22 protein-coding genes are annotated in these 20,991 nt (G+C 48.7%); 10 read left to right on the plus strand and 12 right to left on the minus strand.

The annotated features are described in order from the left end of the window. The first annotated feature begins 6 nt into the window (after positions 1–6). Together AACV32_RS04370 and AACV32_RS04375 are read left to right on the plus strand one after the other, a co-directional pair. Positions 7–504: a type II secretion system protein M gene (locus tag AACV32_RS04370; RefSeq protein ID WP_170895680.1), complete on the plus strand. Its 498-nt coding sequence runs from the start codon at positions 7–9 to the stop codon at positions 502–504. Then, on the plus strand, positions 501–1,259 hold the full coding sequence (locus AACV32_RS04375) for a type II secretion system protein N (protein WP_170895681.1): 759 nt from the start codon (positions 501–503) through the stop codon (positions 1,257–1,259). The genes AACV32_RS04370 and AACV32_RS04375 overlap by 4 nt, the downstream gene beginning before the upstream one ends. An 81-nt stretch (positions 1,260–1,340) precedes the next feature. On the opposite strand, the gene cysQ is transcribed toward AACV32_RS04375, so the two are convergent. The 4 genes from cysQ to AACV32_RS04395 form a co-directional block, all read right to left on the minus strand. Further along, positions 1,341–2,168, minus strand: a complete 828-nt coding sequence (gene cysQ / locus AACV32_RS04380; protein ID WP_010319313.1) for a 3'(2'),5'-bisphosphate nucleotidase CysQ — start codon at positions 2,166–2,168, stop codon at positions 1,341–1,343. 24 nt (positions 2,169–2,192) lie between these two features. Next, positions 2,193–2,738: an ADP compounds hydrolase NudE gene (nudE, locus tag AACV32_RS04385; protein ID WP_013855426.1), complete on the minus strand. Its 546-nt coding sequence runs from the start codon at positions 2,736–2,738 to the stop codon at positions 2,193–2,195. Positions 2,739–2,893: 155 nt separating this feature from the next. Then, a complete protein-coding gene (nfuA, locus tag AACV32_RS04390) occupies positions 2,894–3,481 on the minus strand; it encodes a Fe-S biogenesis protein NfuA (protein WP_013855425.1) in 588 nt (195 codons plus the stop codon). A gap of 99 nt (positions 3,482–3,580) precedes the next feature. Continuing rightward, a complete protein-coding gene (locus tag AACV32_RS04395) occupies positions 3,581–4,282 on the minus strand; it encodes an amidophosphoribosyltransferase (RefSeq protein WP_019282843.1) in 702 nt (233 codons plus the stop codon). Between the two features lie 146 nt (positions 4,283–4,428). On the opposite strand from AACV32_RS04395, the gene bioH reads away from it, so the two are divergent. Both bioH and AACV32_RS04405 read left to right on the plus strand, forming a co-directional pair. Next, positions 4,429–5,193, plus strand: a complete 765-nt coding sequence (gene bioH, locus AACV32_RS04400) for a pimeloyl-ACP methyl ester esterase BioH (protein ID WP_038148688.1) — start codon at positions 4,429–4,431, stop codon at positions 5,191–5,193. A 265-nt stretch (positions 5,194–5,458) separates the two neighbouring features. Then, positions 5,459–5,929: a hypothetical protein gene (locus tag AACV32_RS04405; RefSeq protein ID WP_026027513.1), complete on the plus strand. Its 471-nt coding sequence runs from the start codon at positions 5,459–5,461 to the stop codon at positions 5,927–5,929. 149 nt (positions 5,930–6,078) lie between these two features. Here the strand turns inward: AACV32_RS04405 and AACV32_RS04410 are convergent, their stop codons facing one another. Continuing rightward, the gene (locus tag AACV32_RS04410) at positions 6,079–8,409 is read right to left on the minus strand and encodes a Tex family protein (RefSeq protein ID WP_170895682.1); all 2,331 of its coding nucleotides are present in this window, start codon (positions 8,407–8,409) and stop codon (positions 6,079–6,081) included. A 343-nt stretch (positions 8,410–8,752) separates the two neighbouring features. On the opposite strand from AACV32_RS04410, the gene greB reads away from it, so the two are divergent. Further along, entirely contained in the window at positions 8,753–9,235 is a 483-nt protein-coding gene (gene greB, locus AACV32_RS04415; RefSeq protein WP_010319306.1) for a transcription elongation factor GreB, read from the plus strand. 51 nt (positions 9,236–9,286) lie between these two features. On the opposite strand, the gene AACV32_RS04420 is transcribed toward greB, so the two are convergent. Genes AACV32_RS04420 through AACV32_RS04425 form a run of 3 tightly spaced genes read right to left on the minus strand, consistent with a single transcriptional unit; the run spans position 9,287 to position 10,795 of the window. Continuing rightward, positions 9,287–10,327: an AbrB family transcriptional regulator gene (locus AACV32_RS04420; protein WP_170895683.1), complete on the minus strand. Its 1,041-nt coding sequence runs from the start codon at positions 10,325–10,327 to the stop codon at positions 9,287–9,289. Positions 10,328–10,338: 11 nt separating this feature from the next. Next, the gene (locus AACV32_RS17790) at positions 10,339–10,458 is read right to left on the minus strand and encodes an NUDIX domain-containing protein (protein ID WP_160117746.1); all 120 of its coding nucleotides are present in this window, start codon (positions 10,456–10,458) and stop codon (positions 10,339–10,341) included. Beyond that, complete coding sequence (locus tag AACV32_RS04425) at positions 10,445–10,795, minus strand: GlpM family protein (protein WP_017048724.1); 351 nt, start codon at positions 10,793–10,795, stop codon at positions 10,445–10,447. Before AACV32_RS04425 ends, AACV32_RS17790 begins: the two co-directional genes overlap by 14 nt. A 181-nt stretch (positions 10,796–10,976) precedes the next feature. On the opposite strand from AACV32_RS04425, the gene AACV32_RS04430 reads away from it, so the two are divergent. Further along, positions 10,977–11,741, plus strand: coding sequence for a tRNA (adenine(22)-N(1))-methyltransferase (locus AACV32_RS04430; protein WP_249339523.1), 765 nt, complete (start codon positions 10,977–10,979; stop codon positions 11,739–11,741). Further along, positions 11,725–12,657, plus strand: coding sequence for a LysR family transcriptional regulator (locus tag AACV32_RS04435; protein ID WP_013855415.1), 933 nt, complete (start codon positions 11,725–11,727; stop codon positions 12,655–12,657). The genes AACV32_RS04430 and AACV32_RS04435 overlap by 17 nt, the downstream gene beginning before the upstream one ends. 7 nt (positions 12,658–12,664) lie before the next feature. On the opposite strand, the gene AACV32_RS04440 is transcribed toward AACV32_RS04435, so the two are convergent. Together AACV32_RS04440 and AACV32_RS04445 are read right to left on the minus strand one after the other, a co-directional pair. Then, complete coding sequence (locus AACV32_RS04440) at positions 12,665–12,955, minus strand: putative quinol monooxygenase (protein WP_170895685.1); 291 nt, start codon at positions 12,953–12,955, stop codon at positions 12,665–12,667. Between the two features lie 3 nt (positions 12,956–12,958). Beyond that, positions 12,959–13,612, minus strand: coding sequence for an oxygen-insensitive NAD(P)H-dependent nitroreductase NfsB (locus tag AACV32_RS04445; RefSeq protein ID WP_013855413.1), 654 nt, complete (start codon positions 13,610–13,612; stop codon positions 12,959–12,961). Positions 13,613–13,894: 282 nt separating this feature from the next. On the opposite strand from AACV32_RS04445, the gene AACV32_RS04450 reads away from it, so the two are divergent. The 3 genes from AACV32_RS04450 (at position 13,895) to envZ (ending at position 17,137) form a co-directional block, all read left to right on the plus strand. Then, positions 13,895–14,881 carry a DUF3187 family protein gene (locus AACV32_RS04450; RefSeq protein ID WP_170895686.1) on the plus strand — a complete coding sequence of 329 codons (987 nt, stop codon included), beginning with the start codon at positions 13,895–13,897 and terminating at the stop codon, positions 14,879–14,881. A 151-nt stretch (positions 14,882–15,032) separates the two neighbouring features. Further along, positions 15,033–15,752 carry an osmolarity response regulator transcription factor OmpR gene (ompR, locus tag AACV32_RS04455; RefSeq protein ID WP_010319303.1) on the plus strand — a complete coding sequence of 240 codons (720 nt, stop codon included), beginning with the start codon at positions 15,033–15,035 and terminating at the stop codon, positions 15,750–15,752. Between the two features lie 80 nt (positions 15,753–15,832). Continuing rightward, positions 15,833–17,137: a two-component system sensor histidine kinase EnvZ gene (gene envZ, locus AACV32_RS04460; RefSeq protein WP_013855410.1), complete on the plus strand. Its 1,305-nt coding sequence runs from the start codon at positions 15,833–15,835 to the stop codon at positions 17,135–17,137. 103 nt (positions 17,138–17,240) lie between these two features. On the opposite strand, the gene AACV32_RS04465 is transcribed toward envZ, so the two are convergent. Beyond that, on the minus strand, positions 17,241–18,635 hold the full coding sequence (locus AACV32_RS04465; RefSeq protein WP_047688004.1) for a uracil-xanthine permease family protein: 1,395 nt from the start codon (positions 18,633–18,635) through the stop codon (positions 17,241–17,243). 218 nt (positions 18,636–18,853) lie between these two features. Further along, on the minus strand, positions 18,854–20,932 hold the full coding sequence (gene recG / locus AACV32_RS04470; RefSeq protein ID WP_170895687.1) for an ATP-dependent DNA helicase RecG: 2,079 nt from the start codon (positions 20,930–20,932) through the stop codon (positions 18,854–18,856). Positions 20,933–20,991: the final 59 nt, after the last annotated feature.

A 20,991-nucleotide genomic window follows, 5' to 3' on the forward strand; every position in this document is an offset into this window, starting at 1 on the left:
AGTGACATGAAAAATAGCCTGAGTGCACTTCAACAACGATGGGCGACCTTTTCCCCTCGTGAACAGAAATTACTGTTAGGTGGTGTGTCGCTGTGTGTGGTTGCGATCATTTACTGGGGCATTTTAGCGCCACTTAATCAGAAAACCGAGCTTGCGCAAGCCCGGATTATCAGTGAAAGACAATTGCTTAATTGGGTGACGGATAAGGCCGATGCCATTACTCAATTGCGCGCACAAGGTGGTGGGGTGGCAACGACGCAACCGCTCAATCAAGTCATCTCATCAAGTGTGCAGCGTTTTCAAATTGAGCTTATTCGTATTCAACCGCGTGATGAAATGATGCAGGTTTGGATACAACCACTTCCTTTCTCTAAATTGGTGGATTGGCTTGCCTTTCTAAAAGAGCAGCAAGGTGTCGATGTCGAGTTTATGGACATCAACCGTGCTCAGCAAAGTGGCGTTGTCGAAGTAAAACGCTTACAACTGAAGCGAGGTGGTGAGTGAAAAAGAAATTGCTCTATAGCGGGTTCCTTGTAATGGTTTTTCTCATCAGTGTGGTCGCGCATATTCCGGCTTCCTTGGTGATGAATCAACTCTCCTCTTCCGAAGTCATGCGTGTCACTGGTGTTGACGGTACGGTGTGGTCTGGTAGTGCTCAGCAACTCTTTTGGCAAGGGCAAAATGTCGGCGATCTCAACTGGGACATCCAAGTATCACAACTGCTGATGGCCAAGTTTGAAGTGGCGGTACGCTTTGGACGCGGTAGTGATATGGGAGTTCGTGGCAAAGGCAATCTTGGTCTGGGGTTTTCTGGCCCTTATGCAGACAAGGTTGTGGTTTCTGTCGCGGCTAATAAATTAGCGGCGCTGTTTCCGCTGCCTGTACCAGTGACTTTTCAGGGGCAAGTCGAGTTGTCCCTGAACCATTACCGCTATGATAGCCCGTGGTGTGAATCTGCCGAAGGCTCACTTGCGTGGACTCATGGCCGAGTTGACTCACCTTTAGGAGAGCTCTCGCTTGGTCCGGTAGTGGCAGATCTGCAATGTCAAAGCAATCAGATGACATTGAACGGTCAGCAAAACAGTGAGCAAATGAGCAGTGAGTTTGCCCTGCAGCTGCAACCAGACATGAGTTACAGTGCGAAAGCATGGTTTAAACCTGAAGCGCAATTCCCACCCGAAATGGCGGATCAATTACAGTGGATTGGAGCGCCAGACAACCAAGGTAAATATCAGTTTAATTATCAAGGCCAGCTTTAATTGGTTTTTTTACCGTAATCATTTCATACCCCCAATAAAAATGCTGAGTCTATTGATCAGCATTTTTATTGGTAATGGCCGTTATGGTTTGACTTGTAAAATGGTATTCCAAGGCAAATCAGCATCCCCTAACACAATAAAGTTGGGGTTTTCTAACGTTTCACGCTCATTGTAGGACAGCGGTTGTAGTTGCGTGTTGAGGATGCGTCCGCCCGCCTCTTCTACGATGCATTGCGTGGCGGCGGTATCCCATTCACCGGTTGGGCCGAGACGCAAATAGCAGTCGACAGCACCTTCTGCGACTAAACACGCTTTCAGCGCTGCCGAGCCCAGCGGCACTAGCTCATAATTCCATGCGCTGCTCATGCAACTTGTAATACGGTTAATATCTTGGCGGCGACTGATCGCAATCGCGATGGATTGCCCAACGGTTTCGTGCTTGTGTGTTTCAATACGCAAGCTTTCAGACATGTCGGGGATCTTCCATGCGCCTTTGCCTGCGTAGGCGTAGTAGGTCACTCCAGAAACGGGCCCATAGACGACGCCCATCACTGGTTGGTTTTCTTCGATCAGTGCGATAATGGTGGCAAAGTCACCACTGCGCGCAATAAACTCTTGCGTACCATCAAGCGGGTCAACCAACCAGTACCGCTGCCATTGGCTGCGTTTTTCTAGGCTAATGTCCGCCGCCTCTTCCGACAAAACAGGAATATCTGGCGTGAGTTCACTCAGTCGTTCGCAGATCAGTTTATGCGCAGCAAGATCGGCACTGGTGACAGGGGTGTGGTCACTTTTGGTGAACGCTTCGTAGTTTTTCTTTTCGTAGATATCGAGAATCAATTGCCCGGCAGAGCGAGCGATTTCAATTACGTCAGGCAGTAAGTAAGATAAATTATTGGCTGTTGGCATCATCAATCCTATAGCTCTACTTTGTTATTTTAGGCTGCGCAGAGCAAGCAGTAGTGCGGTAATGCTTCGGGCTTCACAGAAATCGAGGTGAGTCAGTAGCTCTTCTGCTTGGGCCAGAGGCCAGCGAATGACCTCTAAAGGTTCGGGTTCATCGCCTTCCATTACTTCTGAGTATAGATCTTGTGCTAAGAAGAGTGTCATTTTGCTCGAAAAGTAAGAGGGGGCAAGTACCACCTCTTTTAAGGGGGTTAAGGTGCTTGCGCCAAAACCAATTTCTTCTTTGAGTTCACGATTTGCTGCTTGTTGCGGGCTTTCTCCTTGGTCAATCAAACCCTTAGGGAATCCGAGCTCATAGCGTTCAGTGCCAGCGGCATACTCTCGAACCAGCAGTAAATCTCCTTGTGCCGTTACTGGCACCATCATGACTGCATGCCGGCCGCTCGGTTTCATTCGTTCATAGGTGCGCTGTTCGCCGTTAGAAAAGCGTAAATCTAATGATTCGATGGTAAACAGGGTCGATTGAGCTGCCGTTCTTTGGGCTAAAATTTCGGGCAGTTTTCTGGTTGGCATACACTAATTCCCGTAAGGCAAATGACTTTTCTAACTATATGAGAAAATGACCTTAATTGAAAAGGACTTGAGCGCGGCAAATGATTTTAAGTATAAAAAAGCCGAGAATCTCATCTCGGCTTCGTTTTTCTGTAATCCACGTATCTAGCGAGTCACTAGTAGTAAGAGTGCTCACCACGATCATGTTCAGTGGCATCGCGCACCGCGGTTAATTCGCCTTCAAATTGTTGAAGCAGTTCTTTTTCAATGCCTTCTTTGAGGGTGACATCGACCATTGAACAACCGTTACAGCCGCCACCAAAGGCGACAATCGCAATACCATCTTCGGTGATTTCAACCAAGCTGACATGGCCACCATGGCCAGCTAACTGCGGGTTGACTTGAGTTTGAATCGCATATTCCACACGTTCAATCAGGCTTGCGTCATCAGACACTTTACGCATCTTCGCATTCGGAGCTTTAAGTGTCAGTTGTGAACCCATTTTATCTGTGACGAAATCGATCTCTGCGTCTTCTAAAAACGGCAAGCTCAGTTCATCGACATACGCAGAAAAACCTTCAAAGGCAATTTCAGTATCAGTCGCTTCCACTGCCTCTGGTGGGCAGTAAGAGACGCCACACTCTGCATTTTGAGTGCCTGGATTGACTACAAAAACTCGGATGTTAGTACCATCAGGCTGTTGCCCAAGCAACTTGCCGAAATGGGTTTGGGCTGTTTCGGTAATAATAATAGAATTTGACACGACGAATACCTGAGTAAATTTATAGGTTATTACTTGCCATTCTACTCCTGAAACACGGCGGATCCAGTCCTTTTTACACGCTAAATAAAACAGTGTTGGTTAATCTTTAGGTTCAGGAGTGCGGCATATGCAGTAAATATCAATCCTTTCGACACCGACTTCAAGCAGTAATTGACAGATTTGCTGCACGGTGCTGCCCGTGGTCACTACATCGTCAACAAGTGCAATGTGCTTGTGCGTGGGAAGGTGCCGTAGTGTGAATGCATGTTTGAGATTTTGTTTGCGCTGTAATTTAGAAAGCCCTTGCTGCTGGGGCGTTGCGCGATTGCGTTTGATCAACTGGTTATCGCAGCTAGCCCCCAGTTGTTGACTTAATTGAGAGGCAAGTAGTGCACTTTGATTGAAGCCGCGTTTTAAGCGCCGTTGCCAGTGTAACGGAACGCTAGTGATGAGCGGGGCGGGAGTGTCGATACGTGGCGTCAGTAAGGCACTCAAATGACGAGATTGCCAAAATTGACCTTCATATTTGAGTTGATGAATGGTGTGACTGAGCGGAAAAATGTAGTCGCCGACACAGTATAGGCGTTGCCAAGGCGGAGGATTTGCTAAACATTGCCCGCATTGAGGTACGGTAATAAGCGTTGGCAGGCCGCACTGTTGGCAGCGAGGTTGCGGTGCAAAATAGGTTAGGCAGGTCTTACACCAAGCCCCAGTTTGATGAGTTTCAATCGGTAAACGACACAGTAGACACTGACGGCTTACCAAGCGAGTGATGGTTTTTTGAACCCAATGCGATAACATAACCCAACCAAAGCTGTGAAACGAAGTATGGTTATACTCTTGCAACTTGAATCAGTCTTTGTGTTGACCGTGATTTCAAGTCAGTGAGTGTATGATCGGTATTTTTTCAGCGAAGAAGTGTGAATTTAGTGGGGGAATTTGTGAGCATGGCCACAGCGTTATATTGGCAAGCCTCAGGCGAGGGCGATGATCTTGTCTTGGTGCACGGTTGGGGGATGAATGGTGCAGTATGGCAGCAAGCGGTCGATGTGCTTAAAGGACATTTTCGTGTGCACGTGGTTGATTTGCCTGGTTATGGTCACAGCGCTGCTAGCCACGCCGCTGATCTAGAAGAGATCGCGCAAGCGCTAATCATGCAAGCACCTAAACAAGCCATTTGGGTCGGTTGGTCTTTGGGTGGGTTAGTGGCGACTCATATGGCACTGCATCACCCAAGTTATGTGAGCAAATTGGTCACTGTGGCGAGTTCTCCCAAATTTGCGGCACAGAAACCGTGGCGTGGCATTCTTCCTCAAGTGCTCAGTGCCTTTACTGAACAGTTAATGGACGATTTTCAGGCTACTGTTGAGCGCTTTATGGCACTGCAAGCGATGGGCAGCCCTCAGGCAAAGCAAGATGTCAAATACCTAAAACAAGCGGTGTTATCACGGCCCGCGCCGAACCCACAATCATTGTTAGCGGGTTTGGTCATGTTGGCGGAGGTGGATTTGCGCCAGCCTTTGACAGCACTCTCGATTCCCATGCTTCGTCTATATGGTCGGCTTGATGGTTTGGTGCCGGTTAAGGTGGCGCAAGAGTTGCAAAAAACCTTGCCCAATAGCGAGCAGTACATTTTTGGCAATTCCTCCCACGCACCGTTCATCACTGAACTGGACGATTTTTGCCAGCAGCTCATCGCCTTTGCACGTTAAGGCATTGATACCCATGCAATGTCTTTCTACTTAAAGCTACAGCTGTGTTGGCTCACCTCAATCACATCGTTGCTCTCTCATGGGGATTCGCCCGTTTGCTGTCTTTATCTGTAGCGTCCTGAAACGTCAAGCCGTTGGGTGCAAATGTTAAATTAAAAATAAATTTGCTAAAAGTTTGAGCAATCTGGTCGATATAAAGTCTAACCCAGTAGTGCTGAGCGAAAGCAGGTCTATCGGGGCGGGCGATACTGAGGAGGTTTCGGCTATGATGGTGTCACCAACGAACGTAAGTGTGCCACTTATCGCCCCATCGGTTAATGTGCAAACGGAACAGGCCGCGCGTGACAATCGGATCCGCGCCCCTGTGATGCCAACCGTCGAACTGGCTAAAACCAACGCTGAGCGTAAGGTAAAGGCGGATGATAAAAGACGAAAACAGTCGTCATGGGACCCTTCAGAGCATCCAAGCTATGAGGTTGGCACCGAATACGAAACATCGACTTCTTATCAAGAGGAGCAGAAAAGCGAGCTCGAAAGGCTGTTTGACTTGCTCGCTCTCGCCACCTACAGCAAGGATCAAGGTAAAAGCTATACGATGCGGTTTAGGTTACCTAAACACATTATTGATGCTGCGATAACCGAAGGCAAAATGGCGCGCCGGCGAACTGTAATTAAGTACTATTATGGTCACGCGGTTGCACCCAATACGCCTTCTGAAGTGATTGCGGTGTTGTAGGTCGATGAATGCGACTTATCGCGATAAATAAAATCCCCACTTAGGCGTTGGCCGCAGTGGGGATTTGTGTTTTTTGCGGCTCTGATATGAGCGACGCGGTTAGGTGCTTTTCACTGTGATTCGTTTATCCAGTAAGTTACGCATCGCCGCTATTTTTTCGCTTTAGCAAAGGCGGCGGCGAAAGCTCCACCCATCGCAGCGTTTTGTTGTGGCTCTTCACGACGGCGTTGCGGTTGGCTACTATTTTGATGCGAACGCGTGTTGCCACTTGTTGCGCCAGAGCGTTGGCTGCGGTTATCTTGCCCCGGCTCATCGTTTAAGCGCATCGAGAGTGCAATGCGTTTTCGCTGCACATCGACTTCCATCACTTTGACTTTGACGATGTCGCCCGCTTTCACCACTTCACGCGGGTCGGCAATGAAACGATCAGTCAACGCAGAGATATGCACTAAGCCATCTTGGTGAACGCCAATATCAACAAAAGCACCAAAGTTGGCCACATTCGATACCACGCCTTCCAAAATCATCCCAATTTCCAGATCTTTCATTTCAGTCACGCCATCAGCAAAGGTCGCGGTCTTAAACTCAGGGCGTGGATCGCGGCCCGGTTTATCGAGCTCTTTGATGATGTCAGTGACAGTCGGCAGGCCGAAATGCTCGTCGGTATAATCGACGGCGTGTAAATTGCGCAAAAACTCACTATTGCCGATCAGTGCTTTGATCTCTTTGCTATTTTTTTCGGCGATGGCTTTCACCACTGGATAAGCTTCTGGGTGAACCGAAGAGGCATCGAGTGGATTTTTACCATCCATAATGCGTAAGAAGCCCGCACATTGCTCAAATGCTTTTGGCCCTAAGCGCGCGACTTTTTTCAGTGTAGCGCGTGAGGCGAAGCGTCCATTTTCATCCCGATAATCAACGATGTTTTGCGCCAGTGCGTTAGACAAGCCAGCCACGCGTGTTAACAGCGCGGCAGAGGCAGTATTCACATCCACGCCTACCGCGTTGACGCAGTCTTCAACAATCGCATCTAAGCGTTTGGCGAGCATCGACTGGCTGACATCGTGTTGGTATTGGCCCACACCGATCGATTTCGGATCGATTTTCACCAGCTCGGCAAGTGGGTCTTGCAGGCGGCGAGCAATCGACACCGCGCCGCGTAGCGACACATCCATATTGGGGAACTCTTTGGCTGCCAGTTCAGAGGCTGAATAGACCGAGGCCCCTGCTTCGCTGACAATGATTTTCTGCACTTTCAGGTTGCCGCGCTTAATGACATCGGCGACAAAAGTATCGGTTTCGCGCGATGCGGTACCGTTGCCAATCGCAATCAAATCGACGTTAAATTGGCGTACCAACTGCTCAACAATTTTCGCTGATTTGTCATGTTGGTTATGCGGCTGATGCGGATAAATCGTCTCGGTCGCCAGTACCTTACCCGTGGCGTCCACTACCGCAATTTTCGAACCCGTTCGCAAACCAGGATCTAAGCCGAGAGTGGCGCGTGGGCCAGCCGGTGCGGCCATCAACAAATCTTTTAAGTTGGTGGCAAACACTTCAATCGCTTCGATTTCGGCACGCTCTTTCATTGCGCCCATCAGTTCGGTTTCCATGTGCATTGACACTTTAATGCGCCACGCCCAACTGATCACTTGTTTGCGCCACCCATCGGCAGGGGCGCTGCTTAAGTGAATGCCATAGTGTTGTGCAATCAGCGTTTCGCAATACGATTGGCGCACGCCCTCTTCTTGCTCTGGGTCGGCATTCATGCTCAAACTTAAAAAGCCTTCATTGCGGCCGCGAAGCATGGCCAATGCTCGGTGTGAAGGCACTTTACTGAGCGTTTCATTATGCGCGAAGTAATCTTTAAATTTCTCCCCTGTTTGCTCTTTGCCTTCGACCACGCGAGAGACCAATTCGGCACTGCGCGTCAAATGGCGGCGCACTTTGTCCAGCAGGTTGGCATCTTCAGCAATGCGTTCCATGATAATGGCGCGTGCACCGTCCAGTGCTGCTTTGATATCACTGATCCCTTTCTCGGTGTTCACATAGTGTGCGGCCTCGGTTTCAGGGTCGGTTTGCGCTTCATTCCACAGCTTGTCTGCCAGGGGTTCAAGCCCTGCTTCAATCGCAATTTGACCTTTAGTACGACGCTTAGGTTTGTAGGGCAAATAGAGATCTTCAAGGCGAGTTTTACTATCTGCTTGGTTGATCTCTTGTGCTAGCTCAGCGCTGAGCTTGCCTTGTTCTTGAATCGATTTCAGAATGGTTTGGCGGCGATCATCGAGTTCGCGCAGATAGGATAAACGGCTGTCTAAGGTACGCAGTTGGGTGTCGTCTAGCCCACCCGTGACCTCTTTACGGTAACGGGCGATAAAAGGAACGGTGTTTCCGTCATCAATAAGTGTGACAGTCGCTGTCACTTGCTCAAGACGCACATTTAGCTCTTGTGCGATCAATTTGCAGATAGCTTGGCTCATCCGTGGTTTCTCTTTTGTAGTTCAGTAGCACCACCACTCAGGGTAGTTTGAATAGGGTAACTATTGGGGCACGTTAGACTTATTTCTAGTCTAACGGCGCGCTGTTATGAGATTAGTGAGATAACCTTCTACCCGATTGTGCCAAAGAGGTCACGTAACGCGTGTGATTTTGATGTCATTTTTCAGCGTTGGCAGCGCTAAAACCGAAGATGAGTTTGGTGGCTAAAGATAAGCTCAGTCAGTTGGTGCCGAGCGAAAATGACAGTATAGTAGCAAGCCATCGTGATGAATGTATAACCCGCGGCTACCTTGAATGTGCGGCAGTGTGTAATGGGAAAAAATCTTGAAGACCAAACTGATTACCCGTGAGGGCTACAATAAATTAAAGGCAGAGCATGACCATCTTTGGCATGAAAAACGGCCAGAAATTACCAAAATAGTCACTTGGGCTGCTGGCCTCGGGGATCGCTCTGAAAACGCAGACTACACCTTTAATAAGCGTTTACTGCGCCAAATTGATCGCCGAATTCGTTTTTTGAGAAAATTTTTACCGGAAGTGACGATAGTTGATTATTCGCCTCAACAAGAGGGGAAAGTGTTTTTCGGAGCTTGGGTGGAAATTGAAAATGAAGCGGGTGATGTAAAGCGCTTTCGCATTGTGGGCCCAGAAGAGATTTACGGTGACGCGAAAGATTACATCTCCATCGATTCACCGATGGCGCGTGCTCTGCTGAAAAAAGAGGTTGATGACGAGGTGCAAGTGCCCACGCCCACCGGTATCAAAGAGTGGTTTATTAACTCGATTGAGTATGAAAAAGGGCAGTGAACGGAGTATTCGGTTATCCAAAATATTCCTCGGTCGCTCATTTTTCTCACCTCACTTGCTTCGCAACGCCTCTAACGGCTTTTTCAACACGGCGGGTAGCGAGTAGAGCAGCAGTAGCCGTAGGGCGTGGTTGATCATCACAAACGCGGGTTCCATGCCCAGCAGTAGGGCGACGGCGGTCATCGCTTCTACACTGCCGGGGACCCAAGCTAGAAGTAATACCACCCAAGATTTATCCAGCAGTAACGCAAATAAGCCAGACACGGCGACGGCGACCAGCAGACCAATCAGTGTAACCATCACACCCGCGCGCGAATAAGCCATGGCTTCGCGCAATGTGGTATCGGCAAGGCGTGCGCCAATCAAAATGCCCAGCAGTGCGGTGGCGAATACTACCATCCATGTTGGAAGTTGTAGCGCAATGTCTGTCGAAAAACTATTGAAACTGGCCGTGACCAGCAGTGCCGCCAACATATATGGCGCGGGAATGCCGAGCAAGGTCGAGCCTTTGCCCAGCAGTAGACTAAGCAGCGCAAGCGCAAAGAAAATCAACCACGCGTAAATCGTTAAACTGCTCTCAACGGGGGCAACGTCGGGCGTGCTATTGGAGATAAAAAGAGCCAGTAAAGTGAGGATCATCAAGCGCACCGAGTGCGAATAAACCACTTTGGTTGAAGGAGTCTGGCTTGATTCGCTGATCACCAAAATCGCTGCCATCGCGCCCGGTACCGCACCGAGTAGAGATTCAAACGGTGACCAACCTTCTCTTTTGCGGAGCCAAAGAAAGCTGCTGGCGATCTGCAAGCTTAAGCAGCAAACCAAACCGATAATCACCGGTAGGGTTAAGGTTTCGCCCAATTGACTTAAACTGATGGTTGCCCCAACGCTGATGCCGAGCACAATTTGCACCGTCAACAATAACCCGTTAGGAACGCGAATGGATAAGAGGCGTTTTTTATGCAGCACAATGACTAAAGCTGCGGCAATAAACATTTCAGAAAGCGGAATGGCGAGCAGGCTTCCCACACTCGCCGCAACAGCTGCGATCACCACAATGTGAATAAACAGAGTAAAAGAAGCTCTTTCGAACATTATGCCTTTCCTTAATAAATTGTGCAGCGTAAATGCCATCGTTCCTCTAGCACTTCACGTTGTAGTGCTTGCGTTTGGCTTTCTCCCGTATCGATATGACCGTCGGGGGATGATGATTTAGGCCATCGCAGGGTTTAAACGTGTCCAGCTTACTAACAATAATGCAGCGAATGCCAACCACACCAAAGTGGCACATACCAGTGTGCTGGTGAGAGGTAGCCAATAACTGAAGTAGTATACTGCCAACAGATATGCCGCATACGGGATAAGCGAGTAAAGGCCAAACAACGCGGTGGTGCGCAGGTCTTCCATCGTGCGTTCGGTGCCTACAATGTAATGCGCAATCAGAGCGAAGGTAGGAAACAGCGGTACAAGACCAGCAATAAAAAAGCTTTTGCTTTTGGAGAGCAGGGCGATGATCAACACGGCAAGCGCACCAAGCAGGCACTTGAAAAACAGAGCTGCCATGACATTTCCTTTTGTCAGAATAGATTAAGTGTTGCTCACTATAAATCACTGACAGGTTAACTAGAAATGTTCATTGATGGGTTTGTTATTTTCTATGCAACATTTCTTCAAATCCAAGTAAAATGGCCGCCACTCTTTTTATTCGGCGGCGTGTTGTATCATGCGGCTTGGTTGGGCAAAGATGAAATTAGGAAAACGGCTCACGCAGTTAGTACAGCAGATCAACCGCCACTACGATCATATTTGGGATTGCTGCTGCGATCACGGTTTGCTTGGCGCGGCGTTACTGAAGCGCAGCCCAAATAGTGTGGTGCATTTTGTTGATATTGTGCCAGCGTTGATTGAAAAGGTGACGCTTGATTTAACGCGCTATTTCCCTGCAACGGCGGCGTTACCGCGCTGGCGTACACATTGCCTGGATGTGCGCGATTTGCCGCTTGATAGCCATTCTGGCTCGCATCTACTGATCATCGCTGGGGTTGGCGGTGATTTAATGAGTGAATTCATTGCCGCGCTGGTTGAGCGTTATCCGCATCGCTCGTTCGATTTTCTGCTTTGTCCTGTGCATCACGGCTACACCTTACGTGAACAGTTGATGACACTGGGCGCGAGATTACAACAGGAACAACTGGTGGAAGAGAATCGGCGTATCTACGAGCTGCTGAACGTGCAGATTAATCCGCCTGCAGTACGAGGCAAAGAACCAAAATTACCATCCCTTAGTTTGGTCGGCGAATCGATCTGGCAAGTGGCCAATGATGAGCAAAAAATGATTGCCCAGCGTTATCTGACGCAATTGCAACAGCATTATCAGCGTAAAGCGCAAGGCGGCGATGTTAGCGCGCAAAAGTGTTGGCAAGCCTATCAGCCGATTAATATCACTTGTCATGGAAATTTTCGCGATGGAAATAGCCCAATAGGCGGAGAATATGAAAGCACTCAATGATCTGAACTTGTTTGTCGAAACCGCACGCCAAGGCAGTTTTTCTAAGGCGGCCAACAGCGTATCGCTGACCACGGCCGCGGTCAGTGCCGCCATTCGCCGTTTAGAAGAGCAGGTGCAGTTTCCGCTCTTTGTCCGCTCGACACGTCATATGCGCTTAACCCAAGAGGGGGAGATTTTCCTCGCCAAAACTCAGACAGCCCTTGCCACGTTGCAAGAAGGGCTCGATCAGATAGCATGCGCGCGCGGTCAACTGGCGGGGAAGCTGCACCTCAGTGCCCCTTCGGATTTGGGGCGCAATTTACTGCTGGATTGGATCGATGAATTTATTGCCTTGCACCCGAACGTCATCGTTAAACTGGATCTCTCCGATCGCTTAGCGGATATGTATGCTCACCCGATGGATATTGCGATTCGTTATGGCCATCCTGCTGATTCCAATTTGGTTGCGATGCCGCTGTGTGAATCAAACGAGCGCGTGTTGTGCGCCTCGCCAGAATATTTGGCAACGCATCCACCTATCCTCCATCCTGACGATCTGCAACATCACAATTGTCTTTGTTATATGCTGGCCGACACGCTGCATAACAAGTGGGTTTTGAGCCGAGAGGGCGAAACGCAGAGTGTGGTAGTGCAAGGAAACCCCGCATGCAACGATGGTGACGTGGTACATCGATTGGCTGTTAAAGGCAAAGGCATTGCCAATAAGTCATTAATGGATATCAGTCAGGATATTATTGATGGGCGCTTAGTACGCATTTTACCGCAATGGGAAAGTGGGCCAGTGCCAATTTATATCGTGTGCGCAGATCGACGTTTGATCACCCCAACCATTCGCGCTTTTCAGGAATTTATTCGTGGAAAAGGCTGCCAGCAACGACAAGCGGTACTGACAGCCATCAAACAGCGTGAGAGTTAATCCCACATTAGCCAACAAACGTTAGCGGGCGGATTTGTAGGTATTCCAATGCCTCTTGCTCGCTAAGCTGTTGTTGAAAGTGCTGAAAATGCGTACTCTGCTGGTGTTGTTGCAAGCTCTCCTCTGAGCACCAAATCTCCTGCATCAAGAATAACCCGTCAATCGAGTTATCACGATAGAGCTCATATTGGCAGCAGCCTGTTTCGTTGCGGCTCGGTTCAAGCAGCGCTTCAAGCATAGCTTGCACTCGCTCTATTGAGTCGGGAAGGGCTTTGATTTCGGCTAATAAGTGGATCATGGCTTATAACTCAGTAAAGACGGTTTGCTCTGGCCAGCGAGATTTCGGCAACTTGGCGTTGAAATCTTCTTCGCTGTGGTAACCGAGCGGTACAATTACTAAGCTGGTGAACCCTTTTTCAGTCAGGCCAAACTCTTGGTTGAGCACCTCGGCATCAAATCCTTCAATGGGGACAGCATCAATGCCCATCGCAGCCGCTCCGAGCAGCAGTGTTCCAACATTTAAATAAACTTGTTTTTGCATCCAGTGTTCGGCGTCATTGAGCGTTTCTCGATGCAAGTTAACAAAATAGCTGCGTCCGCCGTGCATGCCTGTTTTGGCTTCTTCATTGGCAAAGCGGCCATCTTTCTCTTCGTTTTCCAGCAGCGTCAATAAGTAGTTATCATCAATATCGGTTTTGGCGCAAAACACCATCACGTGAGACGCATCCAAAATTTTGCGTTCGTTAAAGGAAAATTGACCTTGCGCCGCTTTGGCGATACGCGTTTTGCCTTCCTCGCTACCCGCCAAAATAAAATGCCAAGGCTGCGAATTGACGCTAGAGGCGCTCATGCGTACCAGTTCTTTAATATCAGCGACTTGCTGTTCAGTCAGTTTACGGTTGGTGTCAAACGCTTTGGTGGAATAGCGCGCTTGCGATGCTTGAACAATATTCATTTTTCCCTCCTAGGGAAGATAACATTCGAGATGGCGCTAAGATAACGGACTGAGTCCAAACAAGAAACCGCCTCTTGCTTAATTCATTTTCAAAAAAAATTTGATAATCCGAATTTGAAAACGCTCTAGCTTGCGGAAAAAGTTAGCACTATCTCATGATATTTCTGAATTAGCGCATACACTTAATGTGTACGGTAGATCATCATTAAGGGATATGGTCACTCACTAAGCGTTAATGATTGTCTAATATATTCAAAAGGTTGCTTTGGCCGGAGAGTATGCATGACGGAGTGTAAGTGCATTTGTTGGTTCATTCTCTTTTCTCTTCCCATCCCCTCGGCGTGGGCGGATATTGACTACGGGCCTGCGCAAAGCTATGTACAATCGCCACTGCATACCAATAGCCTTTCTGCACAACTTCGCTCCGGCTTTTCGATGCAAGAGGAAGAAGTGGAGCTCTACACCAGCGCGACTATCGCCAGCATTTGGGCGATCACTCCCCACTATAGTTTGGATTATTACCAGAATCAGCTTGCAATGGGCGGTAAATGGCAGCTCACTTCGAAGTGGCAGGTTGAGTTTAATTATCGTTGGAACTTTGCTGCCAATAATCATTTAGATGGCTTAACACTTGCTTTTCATGACTGGTTTGGCATTGATCAAAATGGGCGTGAGGATGTCGATAACGATCGCTTCATCATTCAAATGCCAGAGTACGGCATTGATCAGGAAGCGTTCCGAGGCGAGACATTGAGCCGTGCGTTGACCAGCTATTTACAGTACCAGCTGGTGGATAAGCCTCATCACGGTTTGTCATTGGGAGTTTCACTCTATTACAACGATCCACACCATGGAATATTCAACCTATCCGAGTTTGAACAAGCGGTGCAGCTTAATTATGGCTACCGAAGAGGTAAGCATGCACTTGATATGCTGTTGGCTATCACCTTTCGCAACCCGACCAATGTACCAGGCCAAACCCAGTATCATTCGAGCACTTGGTCGATGGGTACCAGTTATCGATATCAGTGGTTAGAACGCCATTATCTGATTGGGCAGGTCTCATTCTATCAAGGCCTTTCAACGGGGGAGGATGACTTTTCTAAACCATCGACCGAGTTTATTTTGGGGTATCGTTATCAAATGAGCCATTCAGCGATTGAAGTTACTGTGGTCGAAAATATGTTTAATGCCAACAACAGCACCGATATTGCCTTTGGTTTAGGCTATCGCTATCGTTTTGGCCGCTTTGATAAAGAGCCGAACTGACAAACGATGTCATCCGCTTAGTGTCTAACAACGAAGCGCGACAAAAGACATAAACGTTAACAATTCTTTGCATGATTTTAGCCGCAACGGTGTTACATTTTACTCGCTCGGTTTGATATTGGCTGAAGCTCAGAATTAGGTGGGATCTCAGATGCAAGAAAACTATAAAATTTTAGTGGTGGATGATGATGCGCGTTTACGTGCATTGCTTGAGCGTTACTTGTCAGAGCAAGGTTTTCTGGTGCGTAGTGTCGCCAATAGCGAACAGATGGATCGCCTGCTCACTCGTGAAAACTTCCACTTAATGGTGCTTGATTTGATGTTACCGGGTGAAGATGGTTTGTCTATTTGCCGCCGCTTGCGTAACGCCAATAACATGTTGCCGATTTTAATGCTGACCGCCAAAGGCGACGAAGTGGATCGTATTGTTGGCTTGGAGGTGGGTGCGGATGATTACCTGCCCAAACCGTTTAACCCGCGTGAACTACTGGCGCGAATCAAAGCCGTGCTACGCCGCCAAGTGATTGAAGCCCCCGGCGCGCCAAGTGCTGAAGAATCGGTGGTTGAGTTTGGTGAGTTTCGCCTGAATTTAGGTACCCGAGAAATGTTCCGTGGCGATGAGCCGATGCCGCTCACTTCCGGTGAATTTGCCGTATTGAAGACCCTAGTCACCAATGCGCGTGAGCCAATGTCGCGCGATAAGTTGATGAATATGGCAAGAGGGCGTGAATACTCCGCAATGGAGCGCTCGATTGATGTGCAAATCTCGCGTTTACGTCGCATGCTTGAAGTGGATCCAAGCAAACCACGCTACATACAAACGGTGTGGGGCTTAGGTTACGTCTTCGTTCCAGATGGTAAAGAGTCTTAAATTTCAATCAGCTCCTGTCGGTTAACCCACAGGAGCTTTTTTGTCGCCTTTTTGATAGTACGTTCATAGCGGGTTTTCCTATGCGCATTCGCAGTTCCTTTACTCAATCGATTTTGCTCTTCTTTTCATTGCTGATCGCCAGCCAAGTGTATTCTTATTACGCCGTATTTAACTATGCTTTGATGCCCAGTTTGCAGCAGTTCAATAAGATTTTGGGCCATGAGATCAACCTAATGCTGGACGATGCGGCGAACAATACATCGAAGCTGGGAATGGACGCCTTACAGCGCCGCCGAGTGTTAGAACAATTGGGCGTCACCATTCATAGTGAAGAGAGTGAGATGGCCCAAGAGTATCACGATGCCATCAGCATTGATTTGATGAGCGAGGAGATGAGCAATGAGCTCGGCTCGCCGACCGATGTGCGGATGATTTTGGGTAAAGAGAGTTATATTTTATGGATGAAAGTGGACTCTTTTCCGGGGTCATTAATACGCATCCCTCTCTCTGAGCTGCAAAAAGAGGATTTTGCGCCACTATTTCACAATAGTTTGGTGATGGCGTTACTGATCGTCTTAGGAGGATGGCTGTTTATTCGTCTGCAAAATCGTCCCTTAATTGCCTTAGAAAAAGCCGCCAAAGCCGTTGGCCGAGGTGAGAACCCGCCCCCATTGCCGCTCAAAGGCGCTTCTGAAATTCGTGCGGTGACGTTGGCGTTTAATCAAATGTCGAAAGGGATCCAAGCGCTTGAAGAGGATCGCTCATTATTGATGGCAGGGATCAGCCACGACTTACGTACGCCGCTGACTCGTATTCGCTTAGCCACGGAAATGATGTCTCCAGAAGAGAGTTATCTCGCCGAAGGGATCATCAGTGATACGGAAGAGTGTAACGAGATCATCAGTCAGTTTATGGACTACCTTAAACCCGTCAATAAACAGACCTTTACCGCCGTTGATCTCAATGAGATCGCCAATGATGTCGCCACTGCCGAAGGGGGCTACGAGATCAAAATCGATGTCGCGCTGCATTTACCAATGCAGCCAGCCTTTGGCAATGCGATCGCCATTAAACGCGCGGTGAGCAACTTAGTGGTGAACGCCATTCGTTATGGTAATGGTTGGGTTAAGGTGAGTACGGGCAGTACCGCAGATAACAAAATGGCTTGGGTTTGTGTGGAGGATAATGGTCCGGGTATTGATCCTAGCCAAGTGAGTAAAGTGTTTGAACCTTTTACGCGTGGTGATACCGCGCGCGGCAGTGAAGGCACAGGACTTGGTTTGGCGATAGTGAAACGGATTGTTAGCCAGCATCATGGCAGCGTTGTGGTGAGTAACCGCAGTGAAGGTGGGCTCAAAGCGCAACTGAGCTTCCCGACTAAATAGGGGCTTATTCACTAAATAACACAATGGTCTCCGTTGAGCCCATTGTGTTTGCGGTTTATGTCTTTTCGGCTGCTGACCGAAGTTTTTGGGCCCATCCATGCAATCAGTTGGTTTTGAGCTCTTCGAGTTCTTCTTCTTCGCGTGGCAATTTTTCTGGCAGTAGCAAGTTGAGCAAAATGGCGGTGATACCGCCAGCCGCTACGCCGGATGAAAAAATGCTCTTAATGAACTCGGGCATAAATTGCAGAATCTCTGGCTTTTGCGCAATGCCTAACCCCATCGAAAACGACAGCGCCATGATTAAAATCGCGCGGCGGTCGAGATCCACACGGGAAATAATACGCACACCCGCGGCGGCAATGGTGCCGAACATGACGATGGTTGCACCGCCAAGTACCGGTTCAGGAATCAATTGTACAAAGCTTGCCACGCCTGGGAACAGGCCGAGCAACACCAGCATGGCGGAAATAAAGTAACCCACATAACGGCTGGCAACCCCGGTGAGCATAATTACGCCATTGTTTTGGCTAAAGGTCGAGTTGGGAAAACTGTTAAAGACCGCCGCCAGCGCGGAGTTCAAACCATCAGCCAGCACACCACCTTTAATACGCTTCATGTAAATCGGCCCTTTGACAGGCTCGCCCGACACTTCGGAAGTGGCGGTGATATCACCAATCGCTTCCAATGCGGTGATCAAGAAAATCAGTACCAGAGGAATAAAGAGTGACCAATCAAAACCTAAACCAAACTGCATAGGTATTGGTAGGGCAATCAGGGCAGTCTCACTCAGTGAATCAGTGTTCACCATCCCCATCAAGTAGGCCATGATATAACCGACGAACATCGCAATCACAATCGATGCTACGCGAATGTATGGGTTACTTGAGCGGTTGAGCAGCACGATAAGTCCAAGCACGGTTCCCGCCAGCGCCAGTTTGTCTAAGCTGCCAAAAGTGCCATCGCTGAGCGCAGCATAGCCGCCACCCATAGAAACTAAACCAACTTGTACCAGTGTTAAGCCTATCAGGGTAACCACAATGCCCGACACCAGCGGCGTGATCACGCGGCGCGCGTATTGCAGCACTCGTGATAATAGGATTTCAGCAAAAGAGGCGACTAAAATGGTGCCAAAGATCGCCGCCATCATAGTGCTGATATCTGCACCACCTGCTTTTAATGACAAGCCTGCGCCAATAATTGGCCCAAGAAAGTTAAAACTGGTGCCTTGGATAGAAAGTAAACCGGAGCCAATTGGGCCAATGGTGCGGATCTGGATAAAGGAGGATAAGCCAGATGCAAACAGCGACATGCTGATGATGGTGTTGGTCTGTTCGGCAGAAACACCAAGTGTTTGGCAAATAATAAGCGAAGGGGTGATGACCGCAACAAACATGGCTAGCAAATGTTGTAAAGCGGCGAAAATGGTTTGGGGTAGCGGTGGCCTATCGTTGAGTTGATAAACCAAATCAGACTTACGCGAAGCGTTGTGGATAGTCATACTGTTTTCCTAATGGTGCGTTGTTGTCTTAGCGTTCGCTGAGTGGGAGCACTAAGTGGAGCAGACACGTCATCTGTGATTGCTGTTAATCAGAATCTGCTCGGACTGGATAAGTGAGTAGTTCACTAAAAAAATTGGCGAAATTATAGAGGGTTTACGCAAGAAAGCAAACGTTTGCTTTGCTGTGTAAGGGAGAGAGGAATACAGAACGAACAATCTTATGCTTTGGCGTAGATGTCCTTCTCTCCTAACCAGCGATTGATAATGGCGGTCGCGTGGCTTGGATAATGGTCGTGTAAGTAGCGAGCAATGCGCTGTACTTCAGGAATTAAACGTTGGTCACGGACTAAATCCGCAATTTTGAAATCCGCGAGGCCGGTCTGTTTGGTACCAAGCAGCTCACCCGGACCGCGAATTTCTAAGTCTCGTTGGGCAATCACAAAACCGTCATTGCTCTCACGCAGTACACCCAAGCGTTTTTGCGCGGTTTTCGATAGTGGTGCATGGTAGAGCAATACGCAGTGGCTGGCGACAGATCCTCGACCTACGCGGCCGCGTAATTGGTGCAACTGCGCTAAGCCCAACCGTTCAGGGTTTTCGATGATCATCAAGCTCGCATTCGGCACGTCAACGCCAACCTCAATCACCGTTGTGGCAACCAGCAAGTGCAGTTCATTGTTTTTAAAGGCTTGCATCACCGCTTGTTTTTCGCTCGGCTTCATTCGGCCATGCACCAAACCGATTTTGACATCGGGCAGAGTGCGTTGTAGTTCTTGCGCTGTGTCGGCGGCGGCTTGCGCTTCTAGCACCTCAGACTCATCAATCAAAGTACAGACCCAATAAGCCTGTTTTCCTTCACTCAAACAGGCATGACGTACGCGCTCGACGATATCATCACGCTTTGTATCTGGGATTGCGACAGTTTGAATGGGCGTTCGTCCCGGTGGCAGTTCATCAATAACGGAGGTTTCTAAATCAGCGTAAGCAGTCATCGCTAAAGTTCGTGGGATCGGCGTTGCGGTCATGATTAACTGGTGCGGATACGCGCCTTGCTTCGCCCCTTTCTCACGCAGTTCTAAACGCTGGTGGACGCCAAAGCGGTGTTGTTCATCAATGATGACGAGCGCAAGGTGATGAAATTCAACTTGTTCTTGGAAAAGAGCGTGAGTACCCACTATCATTTTTGCCTCACCGCTGGCAATGCGAGCTAGTTCTGTTTCTTTCGCTTTGCCTTTTAATTTACCCGCCAGCCAGCCGACTTGGATACCCATTGCTTCAAACCAGTTGGCAAAGTTAATCGCGTGCTGCTCGGCCAGCAATTCCGTCGGTGCCATTAATACTACTTGATAGCCATGTTCGATAGCACGTGCGGCGGCTAATGCAGCGACCAAGGTTTTCCCTGAGCCCACATCACCTTGTACTAAACGCATCATGGGGTGAGCTTGTGCCAGATCGGCTTCGATCTCTGTCACAACACGTGTTTGTGCTTTAGTGGGAGAGAAAGGCAGTTGTGCAAGCAGTTGTTGTTTGAGTTTGCCAGAACCAGCCAGTGGCAATGCGATATCTTGCTGGCCTTGATGGCGTACAGCCAGCATGGAGAGGTTTTGTGCCAACAGCTCTTCCATAATTAAGCGAACCTGCGCCGGGTGTTTCCCTTCATCAAACAGTTGCAGGTTAATGCCCGGTGGCGGCCGGTGAATGATGTGCAGCGCTTCAGAGAGCGTAATTTGGTGATCATATAACCCAGCAGGTAGCAGTTCTTGTACGGCGGCTTTGTCGAGTAAACTTAATGCTTGATCAGTGAGTGTGCGTAGCGTGAGTTGGCGCAGGCCATCGGTTGTTGGGTAAACGGGTGTTAAGTTAGCTTCGACATCTGGCTGTTGCTGAGGAGCATAAAATTTATAATCAGGATGAACAATTTCAAGGCCGAATCCACCACGCTTAATTTCACCGTAAGCGTGCACTAACTTACCTTCAGCAAAATTGTTTTTCATCCCAGCCGTAAAGTTAAAAAAACGCAGCGTAATGGTGCCGTTACCATCGCTTATTTTTACTGTGAGCATTTTGCGTTTGCCAAAAACCGTATCCACCGCCATGACTTTACCTTGCACAGCGGCCCAAAGCCCGGGATGCAATTTAGCGATAGGGTAGATCCGTGTTCGGTCTTCATAACGTAAAGGGAGATGGAACAGCAGATCTTGCACACTGATTAAGCCAACCTTTTCCAGTTTTTCAGCCACTTTAGCGCCCACGCCAGAGAGTGAGGTGAGAGGAATCGCGGACAGTAGCTGTGACATAACAGGGCTCATTAACAGTATCGTTATGTATTATTCAACCATCGAACTGTTTTTTTGTA

Origin of the sequence: Vibrio sp. B7 (assembly GCF_963888765.1) — a bacterium.
Taxonomy (GTDB): domain Bacteria; phylum Pseudomonadota; class Gammaproteobacteria; order Enterobacterales; family Vibrionaceae; genus Vibrio; species Vibrio anguillarum.